Consider the following 22,361-nt stretch of genomic DNA (forward strand, 5'->3'; position numbering starts at 1 on the left):
TCAGGCTTTGCGCAACGCGGGAGTTGAAGCGCGCTGCGTCAGGGCTTGCTGAAAACACTTCACAAATGACCGCACGATGACCGAGCCGGGTTTGCCTGCGGGCAACAGCGCATTGATCGGCACCGGGATCAAGGGTTCCAGTTCCAGCAGGTCCACACGCGTCAGATCGGCGGACGCCGCTGTGCACGTGTCAATCACCGCAATGCCCAGCCCGTGGTGGGCCAGCGCCAGCGCCGAGTGGTAGGTCTGCACGGTGATATGGAATTCGAGGCCCACCCCTGCCTCGCGGCAGGCCTGGTTGAGGCTGCGGCCCACCGGGTCCATCACATCAAGCCCGACGACCGGTACCTTGGTGAGGTCCTCAAGCGTGACACTGCCACGCTTGACCAGGCGCGCAGGCAGCATGCCCTTGGGCGCCACGCACACCATGCGGCCGTCGGCCAGGTGTTCCTGTGCCAGCGCCGAATGCGCTGCCGGGCTGAAAAGGAAACCGACATCCCCCTCCTGTAGCGCCAGCGCCGAGATAATTTGCGGCGAATGCAACGCCCGCACGGTAATCGCCACGTCAGCATGCTTGACCCGAAAGAGCTTGATCGCGTGGGGCAGGATTTCGTAGCTGAGCGCCAGCACCGTCAGGATGCGGAGTTCCCTGGCGCTTTCGCCGGTTTTCAAGTTGGCCGCCAGGCGCTGCACTTCATCGAGCTGGGCAAACAGCCGCTCGATGTGCGGGTACAGCGTCAACGCTTCGGAGGTCGGCGTCAGCCGGCCCTTGCTGCGCTGGAAGAGGGCAAAACCCAGCTGCAGCTCGGCATGCTGCAGGATGCGGCTGACGGCGGGCTGGGTGACATTGATCAGGCGGGCCGCCCCGCTGACGCTGCCGGTGAGCATGACCGCGTTGAAGACTTCGATGTGGCGCAGGCGCATGGGTGATTCCGTGGTGCGTGTTCAGGCGGGATGGTGCAGGCTCGGCACAGCAATTATCGTGCGCAGCATGTGCGGGTGATCCAGTCACGAAAAACGCCCATGGCCCCCGTCACGCGCCGGGATTTGAGCCGGGTCAGCCAGTAACTGCCGTTTTCAATTTCCAGTGGAAACGGCCTTGCCAGGCGCCCTTCGTGCAGCTCTCGCGTAAACAGATTCACCGGGAGCAAGGCAACGCCGGCGCCCTGCGCGGCAGCTTCCGCCATGGTCAGGGACGAATCAAACACCGCCCCCCTGACCACCGGGCAGTCCACACCGGCCAGGGCAAACCAGCTCACCCATTCATCGGACCGGTAAGAGCGCAACAGCACCTCACCGGCCAGATCAGCAGGTTCTCGCAGACGGGAAGCCGTTACAGGAGAGCAAACGGGTGACAGCGGCGAGGGAAAAAGCAGGTCGGCTTCGGTGCCGTGCCATGCGCCGTCGCCAAAGCGTATGGCGTAGTCCAGGCCCTCGCCGGCCAGGTCCACGCGGTTGTTGTTGGTGAACAACCTGAAATCAACAAAAGGGTGGACCTGCTGGAACGCCGCCAGACGGGGGATCAGCCAGCCCACGGCAAAAGTACCGACAGCCCCGACGCTCAGTACCTCCCTGAAGCGGCCATCGCGGAATTGCTCCAGCAACGCGCCGATGCGGCCGAACGACTCCGACAGCGCGGGCAACAGTGCCTGGCCCTCGTCGGTCAGGGCAAGGCCGCGCGGAAGCCGCCGAAACAGGGGAACGCCCATGCGTTCCTCCAGGTTTTTAACGTGCTGGCTGATCGCGGTTTGCGTGACGTTCAGCTCGTCTGCGGCCCGTGTAAAGCTCAGGTGGCGCGCGGACACCTCAAAGGCGCGCAAGGCATTCAAAGGAAGGTGCATCTGTTCAAGCCCAAGATTTACTTATGAGTTGCCTCGATTATTCCCGTTTGCCGGAATTGCAGCCCTTCAATATCGTTACCGTTTTCATACCAACCCGAGAGTAAAAATGATGCAGAGACGACAATTTACCGGCGCACTGGGAAGCTTCATGGCGGCGGGCATGGTTTCAGCTCATGCCCAGAATTTATGGGGTATGAGCGGCGCACCGCAAGCCGCTGATTCAAGTTCGGTCATCGGGCGGCTCAAAGCCCTTGAACGGGAAAGCGGCGGCAGGCTCGGTGTTGCCATCCTCAACACCGGTACCGGCGTGCAGCATGGACACCGCGCGGCGGAACGCTTCCCCCTGTGCAGCACCTTCAAGCTGCTGGCCGCTGCGCTGGTGCTGCACCGGGTAGACACCGGAAAGGAACGGCTGGACCGCCTGCTGCCTGTTGACGGCGCGGCACTGGTTTCCCATTCACCGGTCACCGGGCCAAGAGCCGGTGGCAGCATGTCGCTCGCGGAGTTGTGCGAAGCCACTATCACCGTCAGCGACAACACGGCCGCCAACCTGATGCTGGCCAGCTTCGGCGGGCCCAAGGGCCTGACCGACTACGCGCGCTCGCTCGGTGACCGCATGACACGACTGGATCGCATTGAAACCGCGCTGAATGAAGCCACGCCCGGCGATCCACGCGACACCACTACGCCTGCCGCCATGCTGGGCACCGTGCAAAAAATCGTGCTGGGCAATTCGCTGTCAGACACCTCGCGCCAGCAGATGCGCCAGTGGCTGATCGCCAGCAAGACATCCGACCGGCGATTGCGCGCCCTGCTGCCGCGTGACTGCCTGGTTGGCGACAAGACGGGTACAGGCGCCCATGGCACCACCAACGACATCGGCGTTTTGTGGCCTGCGGGATGCGCGCCTGTGGTGATCACGGTGTATTTGACCGGGAGCCCAAAGCCCCTGGAGGAACGCGAAGCCATCGTGGCAAAGGCCGGTCAATTGGCGGCTTCTTTGGCCACGCCAGCTTGAGAACACGAGACAACAAAGTTGGCCGCCTCCGGGCGGCTTTTTGCGTTGCGGGGAAACACATTCTCAAACGGCAAAGCTGTCACCAAGGTAAAGAGGTCGGGCGTGAGAGCCTGCAGCCTATTGCCGGGGTTTGGCGCTTAACAAAAACGTTGGTTCCGACGAATTTTCTATTGCAATTGATGAAATTATTGAAAACGAAATGCCGTATTAACTAGAGATTGGTTACAACAGAGATAGAAAAATGTAATACTAAAGATCGATAATCAGGAGATTCCTAGAAGAGCTCACATACAACATGAAAATAAACCCGCAGGTAGTGATCGATGAACTTATCGACCACCTCACTGCCCTCGTTCTTCACACGCCTGAGATTGAAAAATTACGGCAGCGAAGAAAAGAGGGCAGGTTCAGCCGGGCTGGTTATCAACTCCTTGGGGCGCTTCCCGACGGTCCCGAAAAGCTCGACTTCATCTGCGAAATCACACTGCAGACGGAGAAGCAGCGCAGTTCATTCCTTGTAAAAGTACTCGGCCAGGCAAGCCATGACGGTTCGCACTGGAAAATCACTGAAATCTATGACGTGGAAGTCGAGCTGGCGGACAGCAGTCCTCCCGTGCCGTAGCAAAGAAAAATGGACGGCCATATTTGCGTGGTCGTTGATTGATTTTCATGCCCGTGCCGGTATCTGACCTGGAAAAGCTTGAGTCCAAGAGCGTGGCAAGGTAACAGCGCGACGGACGCTTCGCGTTGAAAGCAAGGTTACCCATTCTTGAAACAATCGCAGAAATCCGGCGMAAAAAAACCGACTCTGCCCCATGCGGGAGAGAGTCGGTAGTCTTGGCGGAAACGGAGGGATTCGAACCCTCGATGAGGCTCTACACCCCATACTCCCTTAGCAGGGGAGCACCTTCGGCCACTCGGTCACGTTTCCAATAAATCGATTATCTCACGACTTCTCAGCCATTTTCAGGTGGCGGGCTGGTCCAGGTCAAAAGCCTTGTGCAGGGCCCGCACGGCGAGCTCCATGTATTTCTCGTCGATGACGACCGAGGTCTTGATTTCGCTGGTGGAAATCATCTGGATGTTGATGCCCTCTTCGCTCAGCACGCGGAACATCTTGCTGGCGATGCCCACGTGACTGCGCATGCCGATACCGACGATGCTGACCTTGCAGATCTTGGCGTCGCCGGTGACTTCCTGCGCGCCCAGCTTGGGCACCACCTGGGTTTTCAGCAGGTCGATGGCTTTGGAGTAATCGTTGCGGTGAACCGTAAAGCTGAAGTCGGTCTTGCCGTCCTTGCTGACGTTCTGGATGATCACGTCGACTTCGATGTTGGCATCGGCCACGGCGCCCAGGATCTGGTACGCGATACCAGGGGTGTCGGGTACGCCGAGCACGGAAATTTTGGCTTCATCGCGGTTGAAAGCGATGCCCGATACGATGGCTTGTTCCATGTTTTCGTCTTCCTCAAAGCTGATCAAAGTGCCTGACTTGGCTTCTTCGTTGATGTCGATGTCCCATTCGGTGAAGCTGGACAGCACACGCAGCGGCACCTTGTATTTGCCGGCAAATTCCACCGAGCGGATCTGCAGCACCTTGGAGCCCATGGAGGCCATCTCCAGCATCTCTTCAAAGCTCACGGTGTGCAGGCGGCGCGCCTCAGGCACCACGCGCGGGTCGGTGGTGTAAACGCCGTCGACGTCGGTGTAAATCAGGCATTCGTGCGCCTTGAGCGCCGCGGCAATGGCCACGGCCGAAGTGTCGGAGCCGCCGCGGCCGAGTGTGGTGACGTTGCCGGCCTCGTCCACGCCCTGGAAGCCGGTGATGATGACGACCTTGCCGGCGTCCAGGTCGGCGCGTACGCGCTCACCGTCGATGGACTCGATGCGGGCCTTGGTGTAGGCATTGTTGGTCTTGATGGTGACCTGCCAGCCAGCGTAGCTCACGGCCTGCATGCCTTCGGCCTGCAGCGCAATGGCCAGCAATGCGCTGGAAGCCTGCTCGCCGGTAGCAGCCAGCGCATCAAGCTCGCGGCCATAAGCATCGCTTGTCCTGGCGGGCGCCAGCTCTTTGGCCAGGCCGAGCAAACGGTTGGTTTCGCCGCTCATGGCACTGGGAACGACCACCATCTGGTGGCCGGCCCGCGCCCATTTGGCCACGCGTTTGGCGACATTGCGGATGCGCTCGGTGGAGCCCATCGACGTGCCGCCGTATTTATGAACGATCAATGCCATTGCAGGATGTCAATCAGGAGTTGTTGCGGATTTTTTGCCGGGAACCTGTGTAAAAGCGCCCGTTTGAGGGCTTTTAACGGCGATTTCGCGCCAGCAAAGCCTTCAATTATACCTAGGGACTACTACCTGGTTAGCTCGCCTTATCCCCTGCAGCCGCATAGTTCAGCACCTGGCCAGTGCGCGTGACATGCCCGGTCGCCACCTTGAGGTGGATCTGGTGCCCGCGCGTGGTGCAGGCGGCGATTTGCAGGAGCAGTTGGTCGAGCTGTGCTGCGCTGGGAGTGGCTTGTTGCAGCGTCAGCCAATAACGCAGCACATTGGCCTGCCGCGGCTGTGACAGGGATTGCAGGGATTTGATCACCGGGGGGGTTCCCACGACAACCAGGTCTTGCTGTGCCACCTCGACCAATAACCCGTGCGCCTGGGCCGCGTGACGCGCGCTGCGTGCAAAGGTTTCGCGAAACTGCGGAAAGGTTTGCGCCAACGCGGGCAGCAGGCGGGCCCGGATGCGGTTGCGTGTGAACTGCTCGTCGGTGTTGGTCGGGTCTTCCACCCAGGTGATGCCGCGCGTCACCAGCCAATCGCGCAGCAATGCCCCGGGCACCGTCAGCAGCGGACGGTAATAGGTCATGCCGTCACGCTCCCATCTCGCCGGCATGGCGGCCAGCCCGGGCAGCCCCGCGCCGCGTGATAACGCCAACAGCATGGTTTCCACCTGGTCATCGGCGTGCTGGGCAATTGCTATGTTTTTAATAGCTGCTTGCGCATATCCTTCCTGGGCTGCAGCCTTAAACGCCGCATAACGTGCCTTGCGCGCCGCGTCTTCCGGACTCTCGCCAGAAGCATGACGGGCGTCCACACGCTGGACGATTAGCGGCACATTGAGCTGCGCGCAGAGGGCAACGCAGTGCTGCTCAAAGTCGTCGGCCGCCGCCTGCAAGCCGTGATGAATATGAATGGCGTGAACCTGCCCCGGCCATTTCTCGGCGCAGGCTACCAGCAAGGCGACAGAATCGGCGCCGCCGCTGAGCGCAACGGCCAGCGGCAAAGCAGGTTGAAATTGGGAAATCGCAGCGGCGATCACGGCGCTGTCATTCATGGCTTGGCTTCGGCGAATCTTTCCCGGTCAATCCTGGCACGCACCCATAGCACCCCGAGCGTGCCACCGATGGCGAACCAGCACCACAGGAGGTAGACGCCGCGTAGCGCTATGCCAAAAATACTCGAGACCAAACCATGGTCCCGCCAGGAGGGCACCCCACCGTCCGCAACAGGCCAGATGGCAGCAAAAACCAGCAGGAAACACCAGAACAGCAGGCTCCAGACCAACATACGGTTCGGGCTCTTGATTCGCGCGTAGCGGTCATGCTTGACTAGATAGTCCAGCCCAGCCCACAAGCCCACAAGGCCGGCAACAGGCGAAATCAGCCAGAGCACCGCGTAGTAAAAGCGCAGAAAAGGGTCATAACCAGGAGTCTTAGGCAACTGGTCCAGCATGGGCACGACATGGGCCATCGAGTCCATAAAGGAAACCGCCAGCGGCTCGGCGGCAAGCTCGCGTGGAACGAAACCGAACATGACCGACAGAAAAATCGCATAGAGCGCGGCAGAGGTCAACCAAAATCGCCGGCGCAACTTCGCCAGGGCTTGCTCTTCCTCGGCACTGTAAGGACCGATACGGGGGCGCACCATGGTCTTGTCGCTCCAGCTTGTGCCGGGGCGCCTTACTTGCCGGCGTCGGCCTTGGTGTCGGTGAAGCGGCCGTAGCTTTGCAGGCGCTCGTAGCGGCGGTCGAGCAGCTCCTTGACCTTCAGGTCACTGACCTGGCGGAAGGCGTCGTTGAGCGCACGTTTCAGGAAAGCGGCCATTTGCTTGTGGTCGCGGTGGGCGCCGCCCACGGGTTCGTTCACGATCTTGTCGATCACGCCCAGGGCCTTGAGCCGGTGCGCCGTGATGCCCAGCGCCTCGGCGGCTTCCTGCGCCTTGTCGGAGGTTTTCCAGAGGATGGACGCGCAGCCTTCAGGGCTGATGACAGAGTAGATTGAATACTGCAGCATGACCACCTGGTCGGCCACCGAGATGGCCAGCGCGCCGCCGGAGCCGCCTTCGCCGATGATGGTGGTGATGATGGGCACTTCGAGCTGCGCCATCTCAAAGATGTTGCGGCCGATGGCCTCGGACTGGCCGCGCTCTTCGGCGTCAATGCCGGGGTAAGCGCCGGGCGTGTCGACAAAGGTGAACACCGGCAGCTTGAACTTCTCGGCAGTTTTCATCAGGCGCAGGGCCTTGCGGTAGCCCTCGGGCTTGCTCATGCCGAAGTTGCGCAGGCCGCGTTCCTTGGTGTCGCGGCCCTTCTGGTGGCCCAGCACCATGCAGGCGGTGCCGTTGAAGCGCGCCAGGCCGCCCACGATGGACAGGTCGTCGGCAAAATGCCGGTCGCCGTGCAACTCAACAAAATCCGTGAAGATTTCGTTGACGTAATCCAGGGTGTAGGGACGTTCCGCGTGGCGGGCGATCTTGGTGATCTGCCAGGGCGTGAGGTCGCTGTAGATGTCTTTGGTGAGCTGTTGGCTCTTTTTGGCCAGCTGGTCGATTTCTTCAGAGATATCGACAGCCGACTCGGTCTGTACGTAGCGCAGTTCTTCAATTTTTCCTTCAAGCTCCGCAATCGGTTGCTCGAAATCGAGGAAGGTCTTCTTCGCCATGTGCTGCTCCTCAGGGCTTCATGAAACTTAAATTTGCTCGGTACCCGTGGGGGTACCCAGAACCGGTAATGGGTCCAGAGAGCGCCAAATATACCAAGTTGCCACGCTGCAGTAAGGCGACCAGGCGGCGGCCACCTCTCGCGCGTCGCTTCGGCTGACGGATTCACCCGAAAAGTAATTCTGGCTGATGCCGGTGATCAGCCCCACATCGTCCAGCGGCAGGACATTCGGTCGCATCAGGTAAAAAATCAAAAACATCTCGGCCGTCCAGCGGCCGATGCCGCGAATGGCCACCAATTCTTCGATGATGGCCTCATCGTCCATCGCCGCCCAGTCCTTGACGTGGACGGTGCCGGCGTCAAAGTGGATCGCCAGGTCCACCAGGTATTCGACCTTGCGGGCGCTCAGCCCGGCCGCGCGCATGTCGTCAACTTTAAGGCGCAGCACATTGGCAGGCGTCACTTTTTTCGGCAACGCCGAAAATTTGGCCCAGACACTTTGCGCCGCCTTGACCGAAATTTGCTGGCCCACGATGCTGCGCGCCAGGGTGCCAAAGGCATCGCCGCGGGTTTGCAGGCAGGCGTCGCCGAACAAGGGAATCAGCCGCTTCATCACGCGGTCTTTTTTCACCAGGTGTTTGCAGGCATCGGCCCAATACTCGGGCACCGTGGTGGCCGGCTCGGGAACGTCGGCCAGCTCGGCGCTGCCCGGGCCGCTTTTCACTATCTTTTTCATAGCTGCTTGCGCCGGTCCTTATTGGTCTGGAGGCCGAAATGGCTTGAAAAACAGGGTGAAAAAACAACCCGGAACCTCACGATTGCACCTCCCAGGTGGTGCCGGCGGGCGAATCCTTCAACACAATGCCTTTGGCCAGCAGGTCCTTGCGGATACGGTCGGCTTCGGCGAAATCTTTTGCCAGCTTCGCAGCTGCCCGCTGCGCGATCAGCTGCTGGACGCTGGCGTCGTCAAGGCCGGCGCCTGCCTGAAGGTAGGCCCCAGGCGCGCCCTGCAGCAGGCCCAGGCAGCCGCCCAGGTTTTTCAACAGCCCTGCGAGTTCGGCAGAGCCCGTCCGGTTGACTTCACCCGCCAGCTCAAACAACACTGCCACGGCCTCCGGCGTTCCGAAGTCTTCGTCCATGGCCGCCTTAAAGCGCTGCGCAAACGGGTGCGCCCAGTCGGTCGGCAGCGCTGCCGGCTTGACGAGATCCAGCGACGTATAAAGCCGCTTGAGCGAGTTGCGCGCATCGTCCAGGTGGGCGTCGCTGTAATTCAGGGCGCTGCGATAGTGGGCGCGAACGATGAAGAACCGCACGGTTTCGGCATCGTATTTGGCCAGTACTTCGCGGATGGTGAAGAAGTTGCCCAGCGACTTGGACATTTTTTCGTTGTCGACGCGCACAAAACCGTTGTGCACCCAGAAGCGGGCCAGCGGCTTACCGTTGGCCGCCTCGCTCTGGGCGATCTCGTTTTCGTGGTGCGGAAACTGCAGGTCCGCGCCGCCGCCGTGAATGTCGAAGGTCTCGCCCAGCGTGCCGCGGCACATGGCCGAGCACTCGATGTGCCAGCCTGGACGGCCGGGGCCATAGGCGCTGTCCCACCTGGCGTCGTCGGGCTCGGTGGGTTTGGCGCTTTTCCAGAGCACAAAGTCCAGCGGGTCTTCCTTGCCGTCGAGCACAGCGACGCGCTCGCCGGCGCGCAGCTCGTCGAGTGACTTGCCCGAGAGCTTGCCGTAGCCGGGAAACTTGCGCACCGCGTAATTCATGTCACCGGTGGAGCCCTTGTAGGCCAGGCCTTTTTCCTCCAGCGTGGCGATCATGCCCAGCATCTGCGGCACGTACTCAGTCGCACGGGGTTCCAGCGATGGAGGCTCTATGCCCAGCGCGCCGATGTCCTGGTGCATGGCCGCGATCATCTCGTCGGTCAGCTGGCGGATGGTGATGCCGCGCTCAACCGCCCGCTTGATGATCTTGTCGTCGATGTCGGTGATGTTGCGCACATACGTAACCTTCAGGCCGCTTGCCTTGAGCCAGCGTTGCACCACGTCGAACGCCATCATCATGCGCGCATGGCCGATGTGACAGAGATCGTAAATCGTCATTCCGCACACATACATGCGCACATGGCCGGGATCAAGCGGGGAAAATTCTTCCACGGCACGCGACAGCGTGTTGTAAATGCGAAGGCTCATGAAAATTATGCTGCGAAGCCTGGCATCGGCCGGAAGCAGCCGGTGGTCAGGCAAAGGAAAGAAGCTTTATCTCACGGACGCCGCGGGCGGGCAAGGGCCATTCGGCGTACACGCGAAAACGTGCGATAAAAACGGAAAGTACGGGATTCTGGGGGCCATGAACTATACCCCCCTCAGTTACAATCGCCCAGTATATCCAGCCCGTCGGACAACGTTCAGCGGCTCCCGGAGCGCCCTGAAAAGCCTGGCTGTTTATGTTGACTTTCCGCCCAACGGCTGCCAAAACAGCACCGGGGGCTTTAAAACAAATCGCGAGAGTGCCATGCCCACGCCAAACTTCCTTACACGCAATCCGCTGTCCGCCGCCCTGCGCATGCTGGCCGTGGCGGTCACCCTGTCGGTGTCCGTTGCCCATGCCGACGACTACGCCGACGTCAGCCGCCTGATGCGTGCCGGCCAGTATGCCGAGGCGCAGGCCAAGGTTGACCAGTACCTCGCCAGCAAGCCGCGCGACCCGCAAATGCGTTTCTTCAAGGGCGTGATCCAGACCGAAACCGGCAAGACCAGCGACGCGATCGCGACCTTCACCAAAATCACCGAAGACTACCCCGAGCTGCCTGAGCCCTACAACAACATGGCCGTGCTGTATGCCGGCCAGAGCCAGTTCGACAAGGCCCGGGCGGCGCTTGAAATGGCGATCCGGACCAACCCCAGCTACGCCACCGCACATGAAAACCTGGGCGACGTCTACGCCAGGCTCGCCAGCCAGGCCTACAGCAAGGCCCTGCAACTCGACGGCGGCAACGCTGCCGTTCCGCCCAAGCTGGCACTGATCCGCACCCTGTTCTCCGCCGAATCAAAAAGCCCGACCAAGCCGGCTGCCGGCGCACCGACGTCTGGCCCGGCCACAACGGCCCCTGCGGCTCCCGCAGCGGCTGCCAAGCCAGCGCCGGCAGCCCCGGTGGCCGCAGCGCCTGCTCCTGCCGCGCCACCGGCAACACCCGTAGCACCGGCTGCCGCCGCAGGCACCGAAAAAGAAGTCGAAGCAGCCGTGCGCAGCTGGGCTCAGGCCTGGTCCGACAAGGACATGAACGGCTACCTCAGCAGCTACGGCCAGAACTTTGCACCTCCCGGCAAGCAGGCACGCAAGGCCTGGGAAGAAGACCGCCGCGCGCGCATCGTCGGCAAGTCACGCATCAGCGTGAAGCTCTCCGACCTGGCCATCGCCGTACAGGGCGCCAAGGCCACGGCCAGGTTCAAGCAGGACTACAGCGCCGACTCCATCAATATTTCCAGCCGCAAGACGCTGGAGATGGCCAAGGCCGGTGATCGCTGGGTCATCGTCAAGGAATCCACAGGCGGCTGATCGCTGGCGGCCGGCCTGACCCAAGTGCATTGTTCAGCCTGTTCCTGTCCGTCTGTGTTGGCCGGCAAACTTTCGTGGAAGCCCGCATGAAAAAAGCGGCCGCAATGCTTCTCTTCATCGCACCGTCCCTGGTGCTGGCCTTTTCGCCTGCGCGGGCCGAAACCCGCGCGCACACAACCAAGCGGCCCGCCCCGGCAAAAGCCTCCGCCCCGCATGAGGCGCGCGGCGGCGAAGCGGAAGCCCGGTTGATTGAAATCTACAAACTGATCGGCCAGGCAAATTCACGCGAAGCCCTGCGCAAGGCCGAAGGCCTCGTGAAGGACCACCCCAACTTCCAGCTGGCCCAACTGGTTTACGGCGACTTGCTGGCCGGCTTTACACGCCCTGTGCGCACGCCCGGCGATGTTCCAGACGCTGCTGCCAAGGCCGCGGCAGCCCTGCTGGCCGAGTTGCGGCAGGAGTCGCTGCTGCGCCTGCGCGCGCTGCGCGAGAGGCCCGCCCCCGGCCTGGTGCCGTCGCAATTCCTGGTGCTTTCATCGCGTAACAAACACGCCATTGCCGTCGATGCGTCCAGGTCACGCCTTTACCTGTTTGAAAACACCAGCGCGGGCCTCAAACTCGTGGCGGACTATTACATCTCGGTTGGAAAATCCGGTATTGAAAAATCCGTCGAAGGCGACCTGCGCACGCCGGTCGGCGTCTACTACATCACCAGCAACCTGAACCCCAAATCGCTGCGCGACTTTTACGGCTCGGGCGCGCTGCCCATCAACTACCCCAACCAGCTCGATGTCAAGCGCGGCAAGACCGGCGGCGGCATCTGGCTGCACGGGACACCACCGGCGCAGTTTTCCCGGGCACCGCTGTCCACCGACGGATGCGTCGTGCTGGCCAACCCCGACCTGGAGCGCATCATCCGCACCGTCGAGGTGCGCAGCACGCCCGTCGTGATTGCCCACAGCCTCAAATGGGTGGCGCCGCAATCACTGGCGGCCGACACCCGGTCGTTCGAAACCGCGCTGCAAAGCTGGCACCATGCCAAGTCCAGCGGCGACATGGCCAAACTTACAACCTGGTACACACCCGACTTCACAAGCTACGGCAAGACGCTGGCCGAATGGACGCCGCTGCTGCAAAGCGAGCTCAAGCAACTCGGTGGGCGCGACATCCTGCTCAAGGACGTTTCTTACCTGCGCTGGACCGACAGCACCGATACGATGGTGGTAACCTTTGGCGAACTGATCAAGGGCGCCAAAACCGGCCGCACCAAACGCCAGTACTGGATCCGCCAGGGAAACCAGTGGAAGATTTTTTTCGAAGGAACCATTTGATGGCAGTTCACAGGACGTTTGCCGCGCTCGCGGTGTTTTCTCCCTTGCGCCGCGCCACACTCGCAGCAGTAGCGGCGGCGGGCGTGGCCCTCCTGGCCGGTCCGGCGCTCGCGCAAAGCGCACCCAAGGTCAAGTTCGTCACCAGCGAAGGCGACTTCGTGGTCGAGGTCTATCCCGACAAGGCGCCCAAGACCGTTGAAAATTTCCTGCAGTACGTCAAGGACAAACACTACGACGGCACGATTTTCCACCGCGTGATCAGCAACTTCATGGTGCAGGGCGGCGGCTACGACGCCACCTACGCCGAGAAGAAAACCCGCCCGCCGGTGCCGCATGAAGGCCGTGAGGCGCTCGCCAAGGGCGGCCCCAAAAACGTGGTCGGCACCCTGGCCATGGCGCGCACCAACGACCCCAACTCCGCCTCGTCGCAGTTCTTCATCAACGTGAAGGACAACGATTTCCTGAACCCCACGGTGATTCCCCCCGGAGACCCGGTTCCGAAGTTTGAATACCAGGGCCGCGTCTATGAAAACACCCCGCGCGCCCAGCTCGTCAACGCACCCCAGCTCTTTGGCTACACCGTTTTCGGCAAGGTCGTCAGCGGCATGGACGTCGTGAACAGGATCAAGGCCGTGCCCACCGGCGCCGGCGGCCCCTTCCCGACGGACGTTCCCAAGACGCCCGTTCTCATCAAATCAGCAACCCTCGTCAATTAATTGACACAGCCCTACAGGACACCATCATGAGCAATCCCAAAGTAGACCTACACATCGCCGAATACGGCGTCATCACGCTGGAGCTCGACGCCGCCAAGGCACCCAAGACCGTTGCCAACTTCCTGAACTACGTCAACAAGGGCCATTACGCCAACACGGTGTTTCACCGCGTCATCCCGGGCTTCATGGTGCAGGGCGGCGGCTTTGAGCCGGGCATGAAACAAAAGCCTACCGACGGCGAAATCGAGAACGAAGCCAACAACGGCCTGAAGAACAACAACTACACCGTAGCCATGGCGCGTACCAACGCACCGCACTCGGCCAGCTCGCAATTCTTCATCAACGTGGCCGACAACGGCTTCCTGAACCACACCGCACCGAACGCATCGGGCTGGGGTTATGCCGTGTTCGGCAAGGTAGTGGCCGGCACCGACGTCGTCGACAAGATCAAGGCCGTCAAGACCGGCCGCAAGGGCTTCCACGACGACGTTCCGATGGAAGACGTGATCATCCAAAAAGCCGTTGCAGTGGCCTGAGTGCCCTTTCGGGCCGCGCTTGCCGAAATCCAGCCGGTGAACACCCCCCAGGCCGTGCCCCCCATGGCGGAGCTGCCGGCTCCGCCCGTGTGGCGCACGGTCGATTTCATTTCCGACCTGCATTTGCAAGCCTCGGAGCCGGCTACTTTTGCGGCCTGGCAGCACTATCTTGAAACCACGCCGGCCGATGCGGTCTTCATCCTGGGCGACCTCTTTGAAGTCTGGGTCGGCGATGACGCCGTGGAAGGCGACCTGCTGGACCCTGCCGCCGGCTTTGACGCGCGCTGCGTGCAGGCCATGGGCAATGCTGCAGGCCGGCTGGCCCTGTTTTTCATGCACGGCAACCGTGACTTCCTGGTGGGCCAGGCCCTGATGGACCTGTGCAACGCCACTCTGCTGGCAGACCCGACCGTGCTGGTTTTTCCCGCCGGCACCGGGCGGCGCTGGCTGCTGTCGCATGGTGACGCCTTGTGCCTGGACGATGTCGACTACATGAACTTTCGCAGCCAGGTCCGCAGCCCCGAATGGCAACGCACCTTCCTGGCCAGGCCGCTGGCCGAACGCCAGGCGATTGCGCGCGGGCTGCGCGAGCAAAGCGAAGCGCGCAAGAAGTCCGGCGCACAATATGCCGACGTCGACACCCGGGCTGCGCGCCAGTGGCTGCAGGCGGCCAATTCCCGCACGCTGATTCACGGCCACACGCACAAGCCTGCCGTGCATGACCTGGGTGGCGGCCTGTCGCGCGTGGTGCTCAGCGACTGGGACCTGGGCGCCCCGGCGCCGCGCGCGGAAGTGCTGCGCCTGTCCGCAGGCGGGCTGCAAAGGATTGCGCTGTGCTGACCCTTGTTTCATTTCGCTTAACCACAACCTTCATCCCATGCTGAACTGGTTACGAACACTTGGCGGCTCCAAAGCCCCTGCCAAAACCATCCCGGAAACCCTGTGGATGGACACCCTGCTGCAGTTCCCTTTTCTGGCCCGGCGGCCGGTCACCGAGCTGCAAGAGCTGAACGCACTGACCGACAAATTCCTGAAGCAAAAGGAATTCACCGGCGCACACGGCCTGAAGGTCACCGATGAAATGGCGGTCGCGATTGCCGCACAAGCCTGCCTGCCGGTGTTGCACCTGGGCCTGCGCTGGTACGACGACTTCAAGGGCATCGTGGTTCACCCCGGCGCCATGCTGGCGCGCCGCCAGGTCACCGACCAGGCCGGCGTGGTGCACCACTACAGCGAAGAGCTGCTGGGCGAAGCCATGCAGGGCGGCCCCGTCACACTGAGCTGGCAGGACGTGGCGGGCGCGGGCGACTCGGCCGAGCACGGCCACAACGTGGTAATTCACGAATTCATCCACAAGATCGACATGCGCGATGGCGCCGCCGACGGCTGCCCGCCCTTGCCCACGCGCAGTGCCCTCACCTCGTGGCATGCGGTCATGCAGCCGGCTTACGACGGGTTCTGCGAAAAAGTCGCCATGGCCACACGTTTCGGCGCCGAGCCGCCATGGCTGGACAGCTATGGCGCCAGGTCACCGGCCGAATTTTTTGCCGTGGCCTGCGAAGCCTATTTCGTGAACCGCACACGCTTCACGCAGGACTTCGCGCCCCTGACCGTGCTGTTCGACAAGTTTTTTATGCCGAAATAAGCGCCCGGCGGCTTTCCGGCGCCACGCTGACAATTTCGGAGAGACAAATCGCCCCTTAACCCAATCTGAACGGGCGCAAGCAGCTATCAAATACATAGCAACCGGCCGACCCGGTCTGGCCCTTTTCAGGCCGGCTTAACCCCATTTCCCTCGCCCCTTCGTTTCAATGGGCTCCACCACTTTCTGGAGCTCACGTGAAAACCCCCCTTCTTGCCTCTTCGATCCTGCTGGCCATCCTCACCATGGCCGCCCTACCCGCCCTACCCGCGCAGGCCGTCGGCCGGCTGGCCGATGTGACCGTGATTGACCGCAACACCGGCGCCACACTGCCGCTGTACCACCACCGCGGCGAATACTGGGTGGCCGGCCAGTACGGCGCCAAATACGCCATCGCCGTGCGCAACAAGCTCGGTGAACGGGTACTGGCCGTGACCGCCGTCGACGGCGTGAACGTGCTGAGCGGCGAAACCGCAGCCTGGGACCAGACCGGTTATGTGTTTTCACCCTGGCAGCAGTACCAGGTCACCGGCTGGCGCAAAAGCAGCAGCGAGGTCGCGGCATTTGAATTTTCTGCGCTTGGGGATTCTTACGCCGGCCGCACCGGCAGGCCCGGCAACGTCGGCGTGATCGGTGTGGCGCTCTTCAGGGAGCAAGCTCCCGAGCCGGTCGCCCAGGCGCCCGCCTATTCCGGCCGCAACGAGCGCGAGGCCGACGCATCACTGGGCCTGCGAAACGCCCCCTCGCCTTCATCAGCTCCACCGGCACCTTTGGCGGAATCATCCACCGCCGGAAAATCCGCGCTGGCCGACCGCGCCAGCGGCAGCGCGGAAGCTTCTGCCCTGTCCGAAGGCCGGGTCAGAAGGCTGCCTTCCGCCCCCCTGCCAGCCCCCAAACTGGGCACGGGCCACGGCGCACGGGAAAACTCACTGGTATCGCACACCACCTTCGCGCGCCTGCAAACACAGCCCAACGAGGTCATCCGCATCCGCTACGACAGCCGCGAGAACCTCATCGCCAGCGGTGTGATCCGCGAACCCGTCGCGCGCAACCCCATCCCTGATCCGTTCCCGCAGTCAGGAAACTCGTCTTATGTGCCTGACCCTCCACGGTATTGAGCCCCCACGGTCGCTCACTTCGTGTAGCTTCCTGCCCCCCCGGGGGGCCGCCCGCCTGTGGCCCGGCAAAGCCGGTTCCACGGCTCATGCTTGGTTGAAGAGTCTCCGCGGTTGCTCACTGCCTGTCATGTTCTGCGCCGTGATAATCTGGTACATGCCCAGCGCCACGCCGACCAACGATGCAGCCGAAGACAGCGACGAATCGCTGATGCTGCGTTATGCGGCCGGGGACATGGCGGCTTTTGACGTGCTGTATGCGCGGCATGAACTGGGGGTGTGGCGCTATGTGTTTCGCAGTGTGCGGGTGCAGGCGGTGGCCGACGACCTGCTGCAGGATGTCTGGTTTGCCGTGGCCCGCAGTGCCGCCACCTATACGGTGACAGCGAAGTTCAAAACGTGGCTGTTCACCATGGCACACAACCGGATGGTTGATTACTTCCGCACGGCAAAGCAGCACGTCAGCATCGATGGACGCGGCGACGATGAAGAAGGCCTGGGCCTTGGCGATACGCTGGCAGCCGACTCGGGCTTCGGCCCGGTGCGCCGTTTGGAGTCCAGCGAACAGGCGGCCGCGCTGATTGCCGCGGTCGAACGCTTGCCCCGGGAACAGCGCGAAGCCTTCCTGCTGCAAGCCGAAGCCGGCATGAGCGTAGAAGACATCGCCACCGCGACCGGCGTCAGCTTTGAAACCGCCAAGAGCCGCCTGCGCTATGCCCGGAACAGCCTGCGCCAGCAGCTACAGGAGTTTGCATGACAGAGCCTGATCACAGCCCGCACAGCGACGAGCTGTTGCAGCGCTACCGTGAGGCCAGCGCAGACGACACACGCCGCCCCGGCGCGCATGTGCGCGACGCCGTGCGCGCCCACGCGCAGATGGTGATCGAAGCCGGCAAGCAGGCAGGCGCACCACAAGCCGGGGCCACCATCGATGCAGCGCAACGCCCGGCAGCCAACCAGTCGCGCTGGAAAATCTCCGCGCTGGCGGGCTTTGCGCTGGCTGGCCTGACCGGGTTGCTGGTGCTGCAATTTGACCGCGGCACCGACGAGGAAAAAGAACTGGCGTTTGGCCAGCCCAGCGCCACAACACCTTCATCGTCATCGTCGCCAGCTTCACCGCCGGCAGCTTCGCCATCGATGGCTCCCGTTCCCGCTCCGGTGGCACCGCAACCACCCGCCACCGAGGCCGACGCCAAAAAGCGATCTGCCGACATTGCGAAGCCGGTTTCGAAATCACCGGCTCCTGCGGCGCAGGACAAAGCAGTGGCCTCGCCCCCGGTGACTGAACCTGTTGTCCGGCAAAGAGAAGCTGAAGCCGCGCCAGCACTGGCTGCCGCAGCCCCGCCAGCCGCGCCGCCTCCCGCACCAGCGCCCATTGCCGCGCCCGCGCCTGCCGCCGCCGTCCAGGAAAACACGCAGCCCTCGATCGTGCCACGCATGGCCGGCGCCGCAGCCGGATCGCTGTCGGCGCCACCAGCGCAGGCTGATATGGCCGCAGCAGCGCCGGCTGTACGCCCCGCACCTGCGGCACCTGCCGCAGCAGCGCCCGCCGCGCCTGCAGCACGCGCCGTAGCGCCTCTACAAAAGCAGGAAAGCACCCTGCAATACCGCGCGCCGCGTGCAGAAGCAGGTGCCGGGCCCAACCGCCTGGCAGGTGCCTTGCAGGAGGCAGCACGCGCAGGACGCCTGGCGCTGCTGGAACGCCTGCTCCAGCAAGGCGCACCCGTCAATGCAGCCGATACGGCAGGCCGCACACCGCTGATCCTGGCCGTCATGCAGGGCCATACCGCCGTGGTTCAACGCCTCCTGGCAGCCGGGGCCAACCCGGCGCTGGTGGATCAGGAAGGACTCAACGCCCTGCAGCACGCACGGCGGCTTGGCTTTGACGGGATTGCCCACCTGATTGAAGCGGCTTCCTGAGCGCAAGAGCCGCATTGCGCTCGCGGTTTATATGAAAATCGGCCTCTAAACCAATAGAGGTAAGCGCAAGCAGCTATATTTTTAATAGCAGCTGCAGGCCGGGAATTTCAACCGGCGTAATACAGCACCGCCACAAAATGGCACACCGTACCGGCCGCGACAAACAGGTGCCACACAAAGTGGCCGTAGCGCAACCGTGAATCGGTGGCAAAGAAGCCGACACCGAGCGTGTAAAAAAGCCCGCCGGCCACCAGCCAGAAAAGCCCCCAGCCTGGAATCAGCTCCAGCATCGGCTTGATGGCGATCACGGCGATCCATCCCATGGCGAGATAGAGGATGGTGGACAGCCGTGGCCAGCGCACGCCCGCGAAGGCTTTGACGGCCACACCGGCCAGCGCCATGGCCCAGACCAGGCCGAACAGCGTCCAGCCCCAGGGCCCGCGCAACACGCCCAGCGTGAATGGCGTGTAGGTGCCGGCAATCAGCAGGTAGATGGCGCCATGGTCCAGGACCTGGAACACCCGCTTGGCACGCATCGCCCGGATAGCCGGCAAGGCGTGGTACAGCATCGAGGTGAAATACAGCACCACCATGGTGGCGGCAAAAACGCAGACTGCCGCCACATCAAGCGCGTCACCGTCGCGCGCGCTGGCGATGACCAGGAAAGGCGCCGACACCAGCGCAGCGAGCAGCGCGAGACCGTGGCTCACGCTGTTGGCGATTTCCTCACCCAGCGTCTGTTGCCGCTCCTGGGGCAAGGCCACAGCAGCGCCAACCTCGCTCATCGCTTGAGCAATGCCTTCAGCACGTTCTGCACACGCCTGGCGTTGCCGGCGTCAAAGTCAGCAGCCAGCACCTGGGCGGTGTCTTCACCCCAGGTTTCAGCCGGCGCGGGGGCATTGCGCTTGGTCAACAGTTGCAGCTGCAGCATACGGCGCGCACTGATGTGCTCGGCCGGTGTGGGCAGTTCGGCGGCAATTTCAAGGCGCAGCAGCGCTTCGGAAGCGTCCTTGCCGGAAGGCGTGCTGACAGCCTGCACCCAGCGGTTGCGCACGGCCGGTGCCACGGCTTTGCCCAGGTCCTGCGCGCTCGGCAGTTGCGTGGGGTCGCGCTTTTCCCAGGCGGTGAGCAAGTGCGTCAGCACTTCGCCATGCGCCTGCATCGCGAGTTTCTTGAGCGCCTGGTTGGCGGCTTCAAAGGCTTCGCGCTGGGCGCGGAAGGCCGCATCGCCCAGGCGTGGGCCGCGCTCTTCGAATGCAGGGCGTGCATTGCGGTCGCCACGGTCTCCCCGATCATGACCGCGCGGGCCGCGGTCATCGCGGCCTTCCCGGTAAGGCTCAAACTTGTTGTCGGTGCTTTGGCGCGGGCCGCCGGGCTTGCTGCCCGGGCGCGAATCCTTGCGGTCGCCAAACTTGCCGCCGCGTCCGGCCGCTGCGGGCTCAGGTTTCTTCATGCCCGGGCGGTCGTCGCCGCGCCGTGCCACCACCGGTTTGGGGGCGGGCTTGGGTGCGGGTGGCGGCTCAGCGGGCGGGCTGGCCGGCTCGCTGGCTTCGGCAAATTCAGTGGCCGCTGCTTCGGCGGCAGCTTCCGTGGCAGCGGGCGCATCTGCTACGTTTTCTGTAGCTGCTTGCGCAGGCTCCACTTGGGCTGCAGCCTCGTTTTCCTTGGAAACCGGGGTGGCATTGGTGTCAGCCAGTGCAGCTTCAACCGATGGCGCTGCCGGGGCAGCAACAGGTGCAGGCACAGGCACTTGCCCGCGCACAATCGCTTCCAGTGCCTTGGCAGCCGCGTGGATCTTCTGCACATCACCGCTGGCGGTGGCGGCTTCAACGGCCTTGGATGCGTCCAGCACCATGCGGTCGTATTCGCCCAGCGCCGCAGCGGCTTTTTCGCGTTCGGCAGTCTTGCGCTGGAAGGCATCGTCGATGGGTTTGCGGAAGGCGTCCCACATCTTTTGCTCTTGTTTGCGCTCGACCGGCACGGCCTGCGCTTCATGCTGCCAACGCTGTTGCAGCGACTTGACGGCGTCGATGCGCAACATCGGCTCGGCGCCCAGCACATTGGCTTCTTCAATCATGGCCTTGCGGCGTGCAATGCTGTCGTGGCGCGCAGCGGTCAGCGGAGCGTCTGCGGCGTCCATCGCGGCTTTCCATTGCGGCTGGATTTCGGCAAACGCCTTTTCACCCAGATGACCGGCTTCACGCCATTTTTCGACAAAGCCATTGAGGCTGCGGATGTGGTGCTTCCAGTCGGTGTTGCCCTTGTTGGCTTCGGCCCAAGCCAGCACTTCGTCGATCAGCAGCTTGCGCTCGGCCTTGACGGTTTCGCTTTGTTCTTTGACCTTCTCCAGCCAGGCCTCAACAACCTTGTGCGCTTCGTTGCAGGCATCGTCAAAACGCTTCCACAGCGCGTGGTTGGGCGTGCCGCCCTGGTCGCTGGTCTTCCACTGCTCGCGCATGGCGCGCAGGGCTTCCTGTTGCTTGCGTCCGCCCAGCGGCTTGGCCACCAGGGCCTCGGCTTTCACGACCAACTCTTCGCGGATCTGGTCGGCGCGCCAGCGCTGCCAGCCTTCGAGTTCGCCGGCAGCCGTCAATGCGGCGTGCGCGGCGGCTTCGAGCTTGCTGTCGATGTTGCGGATATGTTCCTTGAGCGCATGGCGCAGGTCGGCCGCTACCTTGGGGGTGGACTTGCCATGGCCTTCGGTGACTTCGTGCTCAAGCCGTGCCAGCGCTTCCTGCACGATGGCCGACGATTTTTCGCGCATGTCTTTGAGCACGGCCGGGTCGATCTTGGCCTTGGGCGCACGTGCAGGCTGCTCACCCGCTGCAGGGGGCAGGCCACGCGCGGCGCGCAGCTCGTCGGCCCACACCGGCACTGCGGGCAGCGGCGCTGCCGTATCTTCAGCAGCCTTCTGGGCCTGCGCGAGCGCGCCTTGAAAGGCTTCCCACACGGCGAGCAGCTGCGCGCGCGATGCGTCGAGCAGCGGCGGGAACTTGGCGTCCACACTGGCCCAGTTGGCGTCGTGCGTGATGTCATCGGCCTGCGACTGCCAGTGCGTGACGTCACCGCGCAGGGATTCGAGAGCCGCTTCGGCATCACGCCAGGGCTTGAGCGACAGCACTTCGGTGCGCTGGGCCAGCAGCACGGCGGCTTCGCGCTGCACCTGGGTGCGGTGCTGCAGGTCTTCAATGGTCTTGACACGGTCGGCCAGCTGCACTTTCAAACCGGCCAGCGGCTCTTTGGACAGCGGCGCGCCGGCCTTGGCGGCGTCGCGCTGCCAGGCCAGGGCGTCGGCCAGGTTGAGCTTGGGCACGGCCAGCAGCGCCTGGGCTTTTTCGGCCCACTCGGCGGCCACGGCCTCCTGGCCCTTGCTGCGCTTGAGCTCGTCGAGCTTTTCTTTCAGCGGCTTGGCTGCGCCCTTGTCGCGGTTGGCCAGGTCCTTGTAGACCTCGGCCATCTGCTCTGCCGACGGCTCAGTCGCCAGCCAGGTGCGGATGCGCGCCGTGCGTTCACCGGATGTGGGCGCAGAGAAAGCGCCGCCGGTCAGGCCGTCCAGCGGATGGGCTTCAGCCTGCTTGGTGGTGGGCGTTTTCACGGCGGGGGTTTCAGGTTTGGAAGATTTAAACATGGGAACGCAAGGTCAAAAAATAAGTGCCACCAGCCGCAAGGCTCCCCGGGGAATGGAGGACTTTGCGGGCGGCAGCGGGTGTTGGATTGGATGGGGGGCCGGCGCCGCAACCCGTGTTGC

21 protein-coding genes and 1 tRNA gene are annotated in these 22,361 nt (G+C 63.0%); 11 read left to right on the top strand and 11 right to left on the bottom strand.

Annotated features, from left to right (window positions below; translation table 11 throughout):
• Both AC1DVV_RS10080 and AC1DVV_RS10085 read right to left on the bottom strand, forming a co-directional pair.
• A complete protein-coding gene (locus AC1DVV_RS10080; protein ID WP_457306945.1) occupies nucleotides 1-924 on the bottom strand; it encodes a LysR family transcriptional regulator in 924 nt (307 codons plus the stop codon).
• Nucleotides 925-977: 53 nt separating this feature from the next.
• Nucleotides 978-1,841, bottom strand: a complete 864-nt coding sequence (locus AC1DVV_RS10085) for a LysR substrate-binding domain-containing protein (protein WP_457280275.1) — start codon at nucleotides 1,839-1,841, stop codon at nucleotides 978-980.
• A gap of 109 nt (nucleotides 1,842-1,950) precedes the next feature.
• Between AC1DVV_RS10085 and bla the strand changes: the two genes are divergently transcribed.
• Both bla and AC1DVV_RS10095 read left to right on the top strand, forming a co-directional pair.
• Nucleotides 1,951-2,859 (top strand): class A beta-lactamase, encoded by a 909-nt coding sequence (gene bla, locus AC1DVV_RS10090; RefSeq protein WP_477701950.1) that lies wholly within the window; start codon nucleotides 1,951-1,953, stop codon nucleotides 2,857-2,859.
• A gap of 295 nt (nucleotides 2,860-3,154) precedes the next feature.
• Nucleotides 3,155-3,481, top strand: a complete 327-nt coding sequence (locus AC1DVV_RS10095) for a hypothetical protein (protein ID WP_457280273.1) — start codon at nucleotides 3,155-3,157, stop codon at nucleotides 3,479-3,481.
• 216 nt (nucleotides 3,482-3,697) lie between these two features.
• On the opposite strand, the gene AC1DVV_RS10100 is transcribed toward AC1DVV_RS10095, so the two are convergent.
• The 7 genes from AC1DVV_RS10100 to cysS all read right to left on the bottom strand — a co-directional run bounded on the left by AC1DVV_RS10100 (nucleotide 3,698) and on the right by cysS (nucleotide 9,987).
• A tRNA-Ser gene (locus AC1DVV_RS10100) sits at nucleotides 3,698-3,790 on the bottom strand.
• 35 nt (nucleotides 3,791-3,825) lie between these two features.
• Nucleotides 3,826-5,094, bottom strand: a complete 1,269-nt coding sequence (locus AC1DVV_RS10105) for an aspartate kinase (protein ID WP_457280272.1) — start codon at nucleotides 5,092-5,094, stop codon at nucleotides 3,826-3,828.
• Between the two features lie 130 nt (nucleotides 5,095-5,224).
• Entirely contained in the window at nucleotides 5,225-6,193 is a 969-nt protein-coding gene (gene tilS / locus AC1DVV_RS10110) for a tRNA lysidine(34) synthetase TilS (RefSeq protein ID WP_457280271.1), read from the bottom strand.
• On the bottom strand, nucleotides 6,190-6,786 hold the full coding sequence (locus tag AC1DVV_RS10115; RefSeq protein WP_457280270.1) for a hypothetical protein: 597 nt from the start codon (nucleotides 6,784-6,786) through the stop codon (nucleotides 6,190-6,192). Before AC1DVV_RS10115 ends, tilS begins: the two co-directional genes overlap by 4 nt.
• A 32-nt stretch (nucleotides 6,787-6,818) precedes the next feature.
• Nucleotides 6,819-7,799: an acetyl-CoA carboxylase carboxyltransferase subunit alpha gene (locus tag AC1DVV_RS10120; RefSeq protein ID WP_092131429.1), complete on the bottom strand. Its 981-nt coding sequence runs from the start codon at nucleotides 7,797-7,799 to the stop codon at nucleotides 6,819-6,821.
• A 27-nt stretch (nucleotides 7,800-7,826) separates the two neighbouring features.
• Nucleotides 7,827-8,534 (bottom strand): DNA-3-methyladenine glycosylase family protein, encoded by a 708-nt coding sequence (locus AC1DVV_RS10125; RefSeq protein ID WP_457280269.1) that lies wholly within the window; start codon nucleotides 8,532-8,534, stop codon nucleotides 7,827-7,829.
• A gap of 76 nt (nucleotides 8,535-8,610) precedes the next feature.
• Complete coding sequence (gene cysS / locus AC1DVV_RS10130) at nucleotides 8,611-9,987, bottom strand: cysteine--tRNA ligase (RefSeq protein WP_457280268.1); 1,377 nt, start codon at nucleotides 9,985-9,987, stop codon at nucleotides 8,611-8,613.
• A 322-nt stretch (nucleotides 9,988-10,309) separates the two neighbouring features.
• Between cysS and AC1DVV_RS10135 the strand changes: the two genes are divergently transcribed.
• From AC1DVV_RS10135 to AC1DVV_RS10175, 9 genes are all read left to right on the top strand, one after another.
• Nucleotides 10,310-11,353, top strand: a complete 1,044-nt coding sequence (locus tag AC1DVV_RS10135) for a L,D-transpeptidase Cds6 family protein (protein ID WP_457280267.1) — start codon at nucleotides 10,310-10,312, stop codon at nucleotides 11,351-11,353.
• 86 nt (nucleotides 11,354-11,439) lie between these two features.
• Entirely contained in the window at nucleotides 11,440-12,684 is a 1,245-nt protein-coding gene (locus tag AC1DVV_RS10140; RefSeq protein WP_457280266.1) for a L,D-transpeptidase family protein, read from the top strand.
• A complete protein-coding gene (locus tag AC1DVV_RS10145) occupies nucleotides 12,684-13,400 on the top strand; it encodes a peptidylprolyl isomerase (RefSeq protein WP_457280265.1) in 717 nt (238 codons plus the stop codon). The genes AC1DVV_RS10140 and AC1DVV_RS10145 overlap by 1 nt, the downstream gene beginning before the upstream one ends.
• Nucleotides 13,401-13,426: 26 nt before the next feature.
• Nucleotides 13,427-13,936, top strand: a complete 510-nt coding sequence (locus AC1DVV_RS10150) for a peptidylprolyl isomerase (protein WP_457280264.1) — start codon at nucleotides 13,427-13,429, stop codon at nucleotides 13,934-13,936.
• A gap of 63 nt (nucleotides 13,937-13,999) precedes the next feature.
• The gene (locus AC1DVV_RS10155; protein WP_477701959.1) at nucleotides 14,000-14,776 is read left to right on the top strand and encodes a UDP-2,3-diacylglucosamine diphosphatase; all 777 of its coding nucleotides are present in this window, start codon (nucleotides 14,000-14,002) and stop codon (nucleotides 14,774-14,776) included.
• Nucleotides 14,777-14,813: 37 nt separating this feature from the next.
• A complete protein-coding gene (locus tag AC1DVV_RS10160; RefSeq protein ID WP_457280262.1) occupies nucleotides 14,814-15,581 on the top strand; it encodes a M90 family metallopeptidase in 768 nt (255 codons plus the stop codon).
• A gap of 194 nt (nucleotides 15,582-15,775) precedes the next feature.
• A complete protein-coding gene (locus AC1DVV_RS10165; protein WP_477701951.1) occupies nucleotides 15,776-16,696 on the top strand; it encodes a hypothetical protein in 921 nt (306 codons plus the stop codon).
• 154 nt (nucleotides 16,697-16,850) lie between these two features.
• Nucleotides 16,851-17,450: a sigma-70 family RNA polymerase sigma factor gene (locus AC1DVV_RS10170; RefSeq protein ID WP_477701952.1), complete on the top strand. Its 600-nt coding sequence runs from the start codon at nucleotides 16,851-16,853 to the stop codon at nucleotides 17,448-17,450.
• On the top strand, nucleotides 17,447-18,613 hold the full coding sequence (locus tag AC1DVV_RS10175; RefSeq protein WP_477701953.1) for an ankyrin repeat domain-containing protein: 1,167 nt from the start codon (nucleotides 17,447-17,449) through the stop codon (nucleotides 18,611-18,613). The genes AC1DVV_RS10170 and AC1DVV_RS10175 overlap by 4 nt, the downstream gene beginning before the upstream one ends.
• A 107-nt stretch (nucleotides 18,614-18,720) precedes the next feature.
• On the opposite strand, the gene trhA is transcribed toward AC1DVV_RS10175, so the two are convergent.
• Both trhA and AC1DVV_RS10185 read right to left on the bottom strand, forming a co-directional pair.
• Nucleotides 18,721-19,398, bottom strand: a complete 678-nt coding sequence (gene trhA / locus AC1DVV_RS10180; RefSeq protein WP_477665720.1) for a PAQR family membrane homeostasis protein TrhA — start codon at nucleotides 19,396-19,398, stop codon at nucleotides 18,721-18,723.
• A complete protein-coding gene (locus AC1DVV_RS10185) occupies nucleotides 19,395-22,241 on the bottom strand; it encodes a DUF349 domain-containing protein (protein WP_477701954.1) in 2,847 nt (948 codons plus the stop codon). The genes trhA and AC1DVV_RS10185 overlap by 4 nt, the downstream gene beginning before the upstream one ends.
• Nucleotides 22,242-22,361: the final 120 nt, after the last annotated feature.

The organism is Polaromonas sp. P3_B4 (assembly GCF_056402835.1).

What these genes read in the sequence shown, in the direction of transcription:
- AC1DVV_RS10080 (WP_457306945.1), bottom strand. Translation starts at nt 924, where the DNA reads ATGCGCCTGCGCCACATCGAAGTCTTCAACGCGGTCATGCTCACCGGC.
- AC1DVV_RS10085 (WP_457280275.1), bottom strand. Translation starts at nt 1,841, where the DNA reads ATGCACCTTCCTTTGAATGCCTTGCGCGCCTTTGAGGTGTCCGCGCGC.
- bla (WP_477701950.1), top strand. Translation starts at nt 1,951, where the DNA reads ATGCAGAGACGACAATTTACCGGCGCACTGGGAAGCTTCATGGCGGCG.
- AC1DVV_RS10095 (WP_457280273.1), top strand. Translation starts at nt 3,155, where the DNA reads ATGAAAATAAACCCGCAGGTAGTGATCGATGAACTTATCGACCACCTC.
- AC1DVV_RS10105 (WP_457280272.1), bottom strand. Translation starts at nt 5,094, where the DNA reads ATGGCATTGATCGTTCATAAATACGGCGGCACGTCGATGGGCTCCACC.
- tilS (WP_457280271.1), bottom strand. Translation starts at nt 6,193, where the DNA reads ATGAATGACAGCGCCGTGATCGCCGCTGCGATTTCCCAATTTCAACCT.
- AC1DVV_RS10115 (WP_457280270.1), bottom strand. Translation starts at nt 6,786, where the DNA reads ATGGTGCGCCCCCGTATCGGTCCTTACAGTGCCGAGGAAGAGCAAGCC.
- AC1DVV_RS10120 (WP_092131429.1), bottom strand. Translation starts at nt 7,799, where the DNA reads ATGGCGAAGAAGACCTTCCTCGATTTCGAGCAACCGATTGCGGAGCTT.
- AC1DVV_RS10125 (WP_457280269.1), bottom strand. Translation starts at nt 8,534, where the DNA reads ATGAAAAAGATAGTGAAAAGCGGCCCGGGCAGCGCCGAGCTGGCCGAC.
- cysS (WP_457280268.1), bottom strand. Translation starts at nt 9,987, where the DNA reads ATGAGCCTTCGCATTTACAACACGCTGTCGCGTGCCGTGGAAGAATTT.
- AC1DVV_RS10135 (WP_457280267.1), top strand. Translation starts at nt 10,310, where the DNA reads ATGCCCACGCCAAACTTCCTTACACGCAATCCGCTGTCCGCCGCCCTG.
- AC1DVV_RS10140 (WP_457280266.1), top strand. Translation starts at nt 11,440, where the DNA reads ATGAAAAAAGCGGCCGCAATGCTTCTCTTCATCGCACCGTCCCTGGTG.
- AC1DVV_RS10145 (WP_457280265.1), top strand. Translation starts at nt 12,684, where the DNA reads ATGGCAGTTCACAGGACGTTTGCCGCGCTCGCGGTGTTTTCTCCCTTG.
- AC1DVV_RS10150 (WP_457280264.1), top strand. Translation starts at nt 13,427, where the DNA reads ATGAGCAATCCCAAAGTAGACCTACACATCGCCGAATACGGCGTCATC.
- AC1DVV_RS10155 (WP_477701959.1), top strand. Translation starts at nt 14,000, where the DNA reads ATGGCGGAGCTGCCGGCTCCGCCCGTGTGGCGCACGGTCGATTTCATT.
- AC1DVV_RS10160 (WP_457280262.1), top strand. Translation starts at nt 14,814, where the DNA reads ATGCTGAACTGGTTACGAACACTTGGCGGCTCCAAAGCCCCTGCCAAA.
- AC1DVV_RS10170 (WP_477701952.1), top strand. Translation starts at nt 16,851, where the DNA reads ATGCCCAGCGCCACGCCGACCAACGATGCAGCCGAAGACAGCGACGAA.
- AC1DVV_RS10175 (WP_477701953.1), top strand. Translation starts at nt 17,447, where the DNA reads ATGACAGAGCCTGATCACAGCCCGCACAGCGACGAGCTGTTGCAGCGC.
- trhA (WP_477665720.1), bottom strand. Translation starts at nt 19,398, where the DNA reads ATGAGCGAGGTTGGCGCTGCTGTGGCCTTGCCCCAGGAGCGGCAACAG.
- AC1DVV_RS10185 (WP_477701954.1), bottom strand. Translation starts at nt 22,241, where the DNA reads ATGTTTAAATCTTCCAAACCTGAAACCCCCGCCGTGAAAACGCCCACC.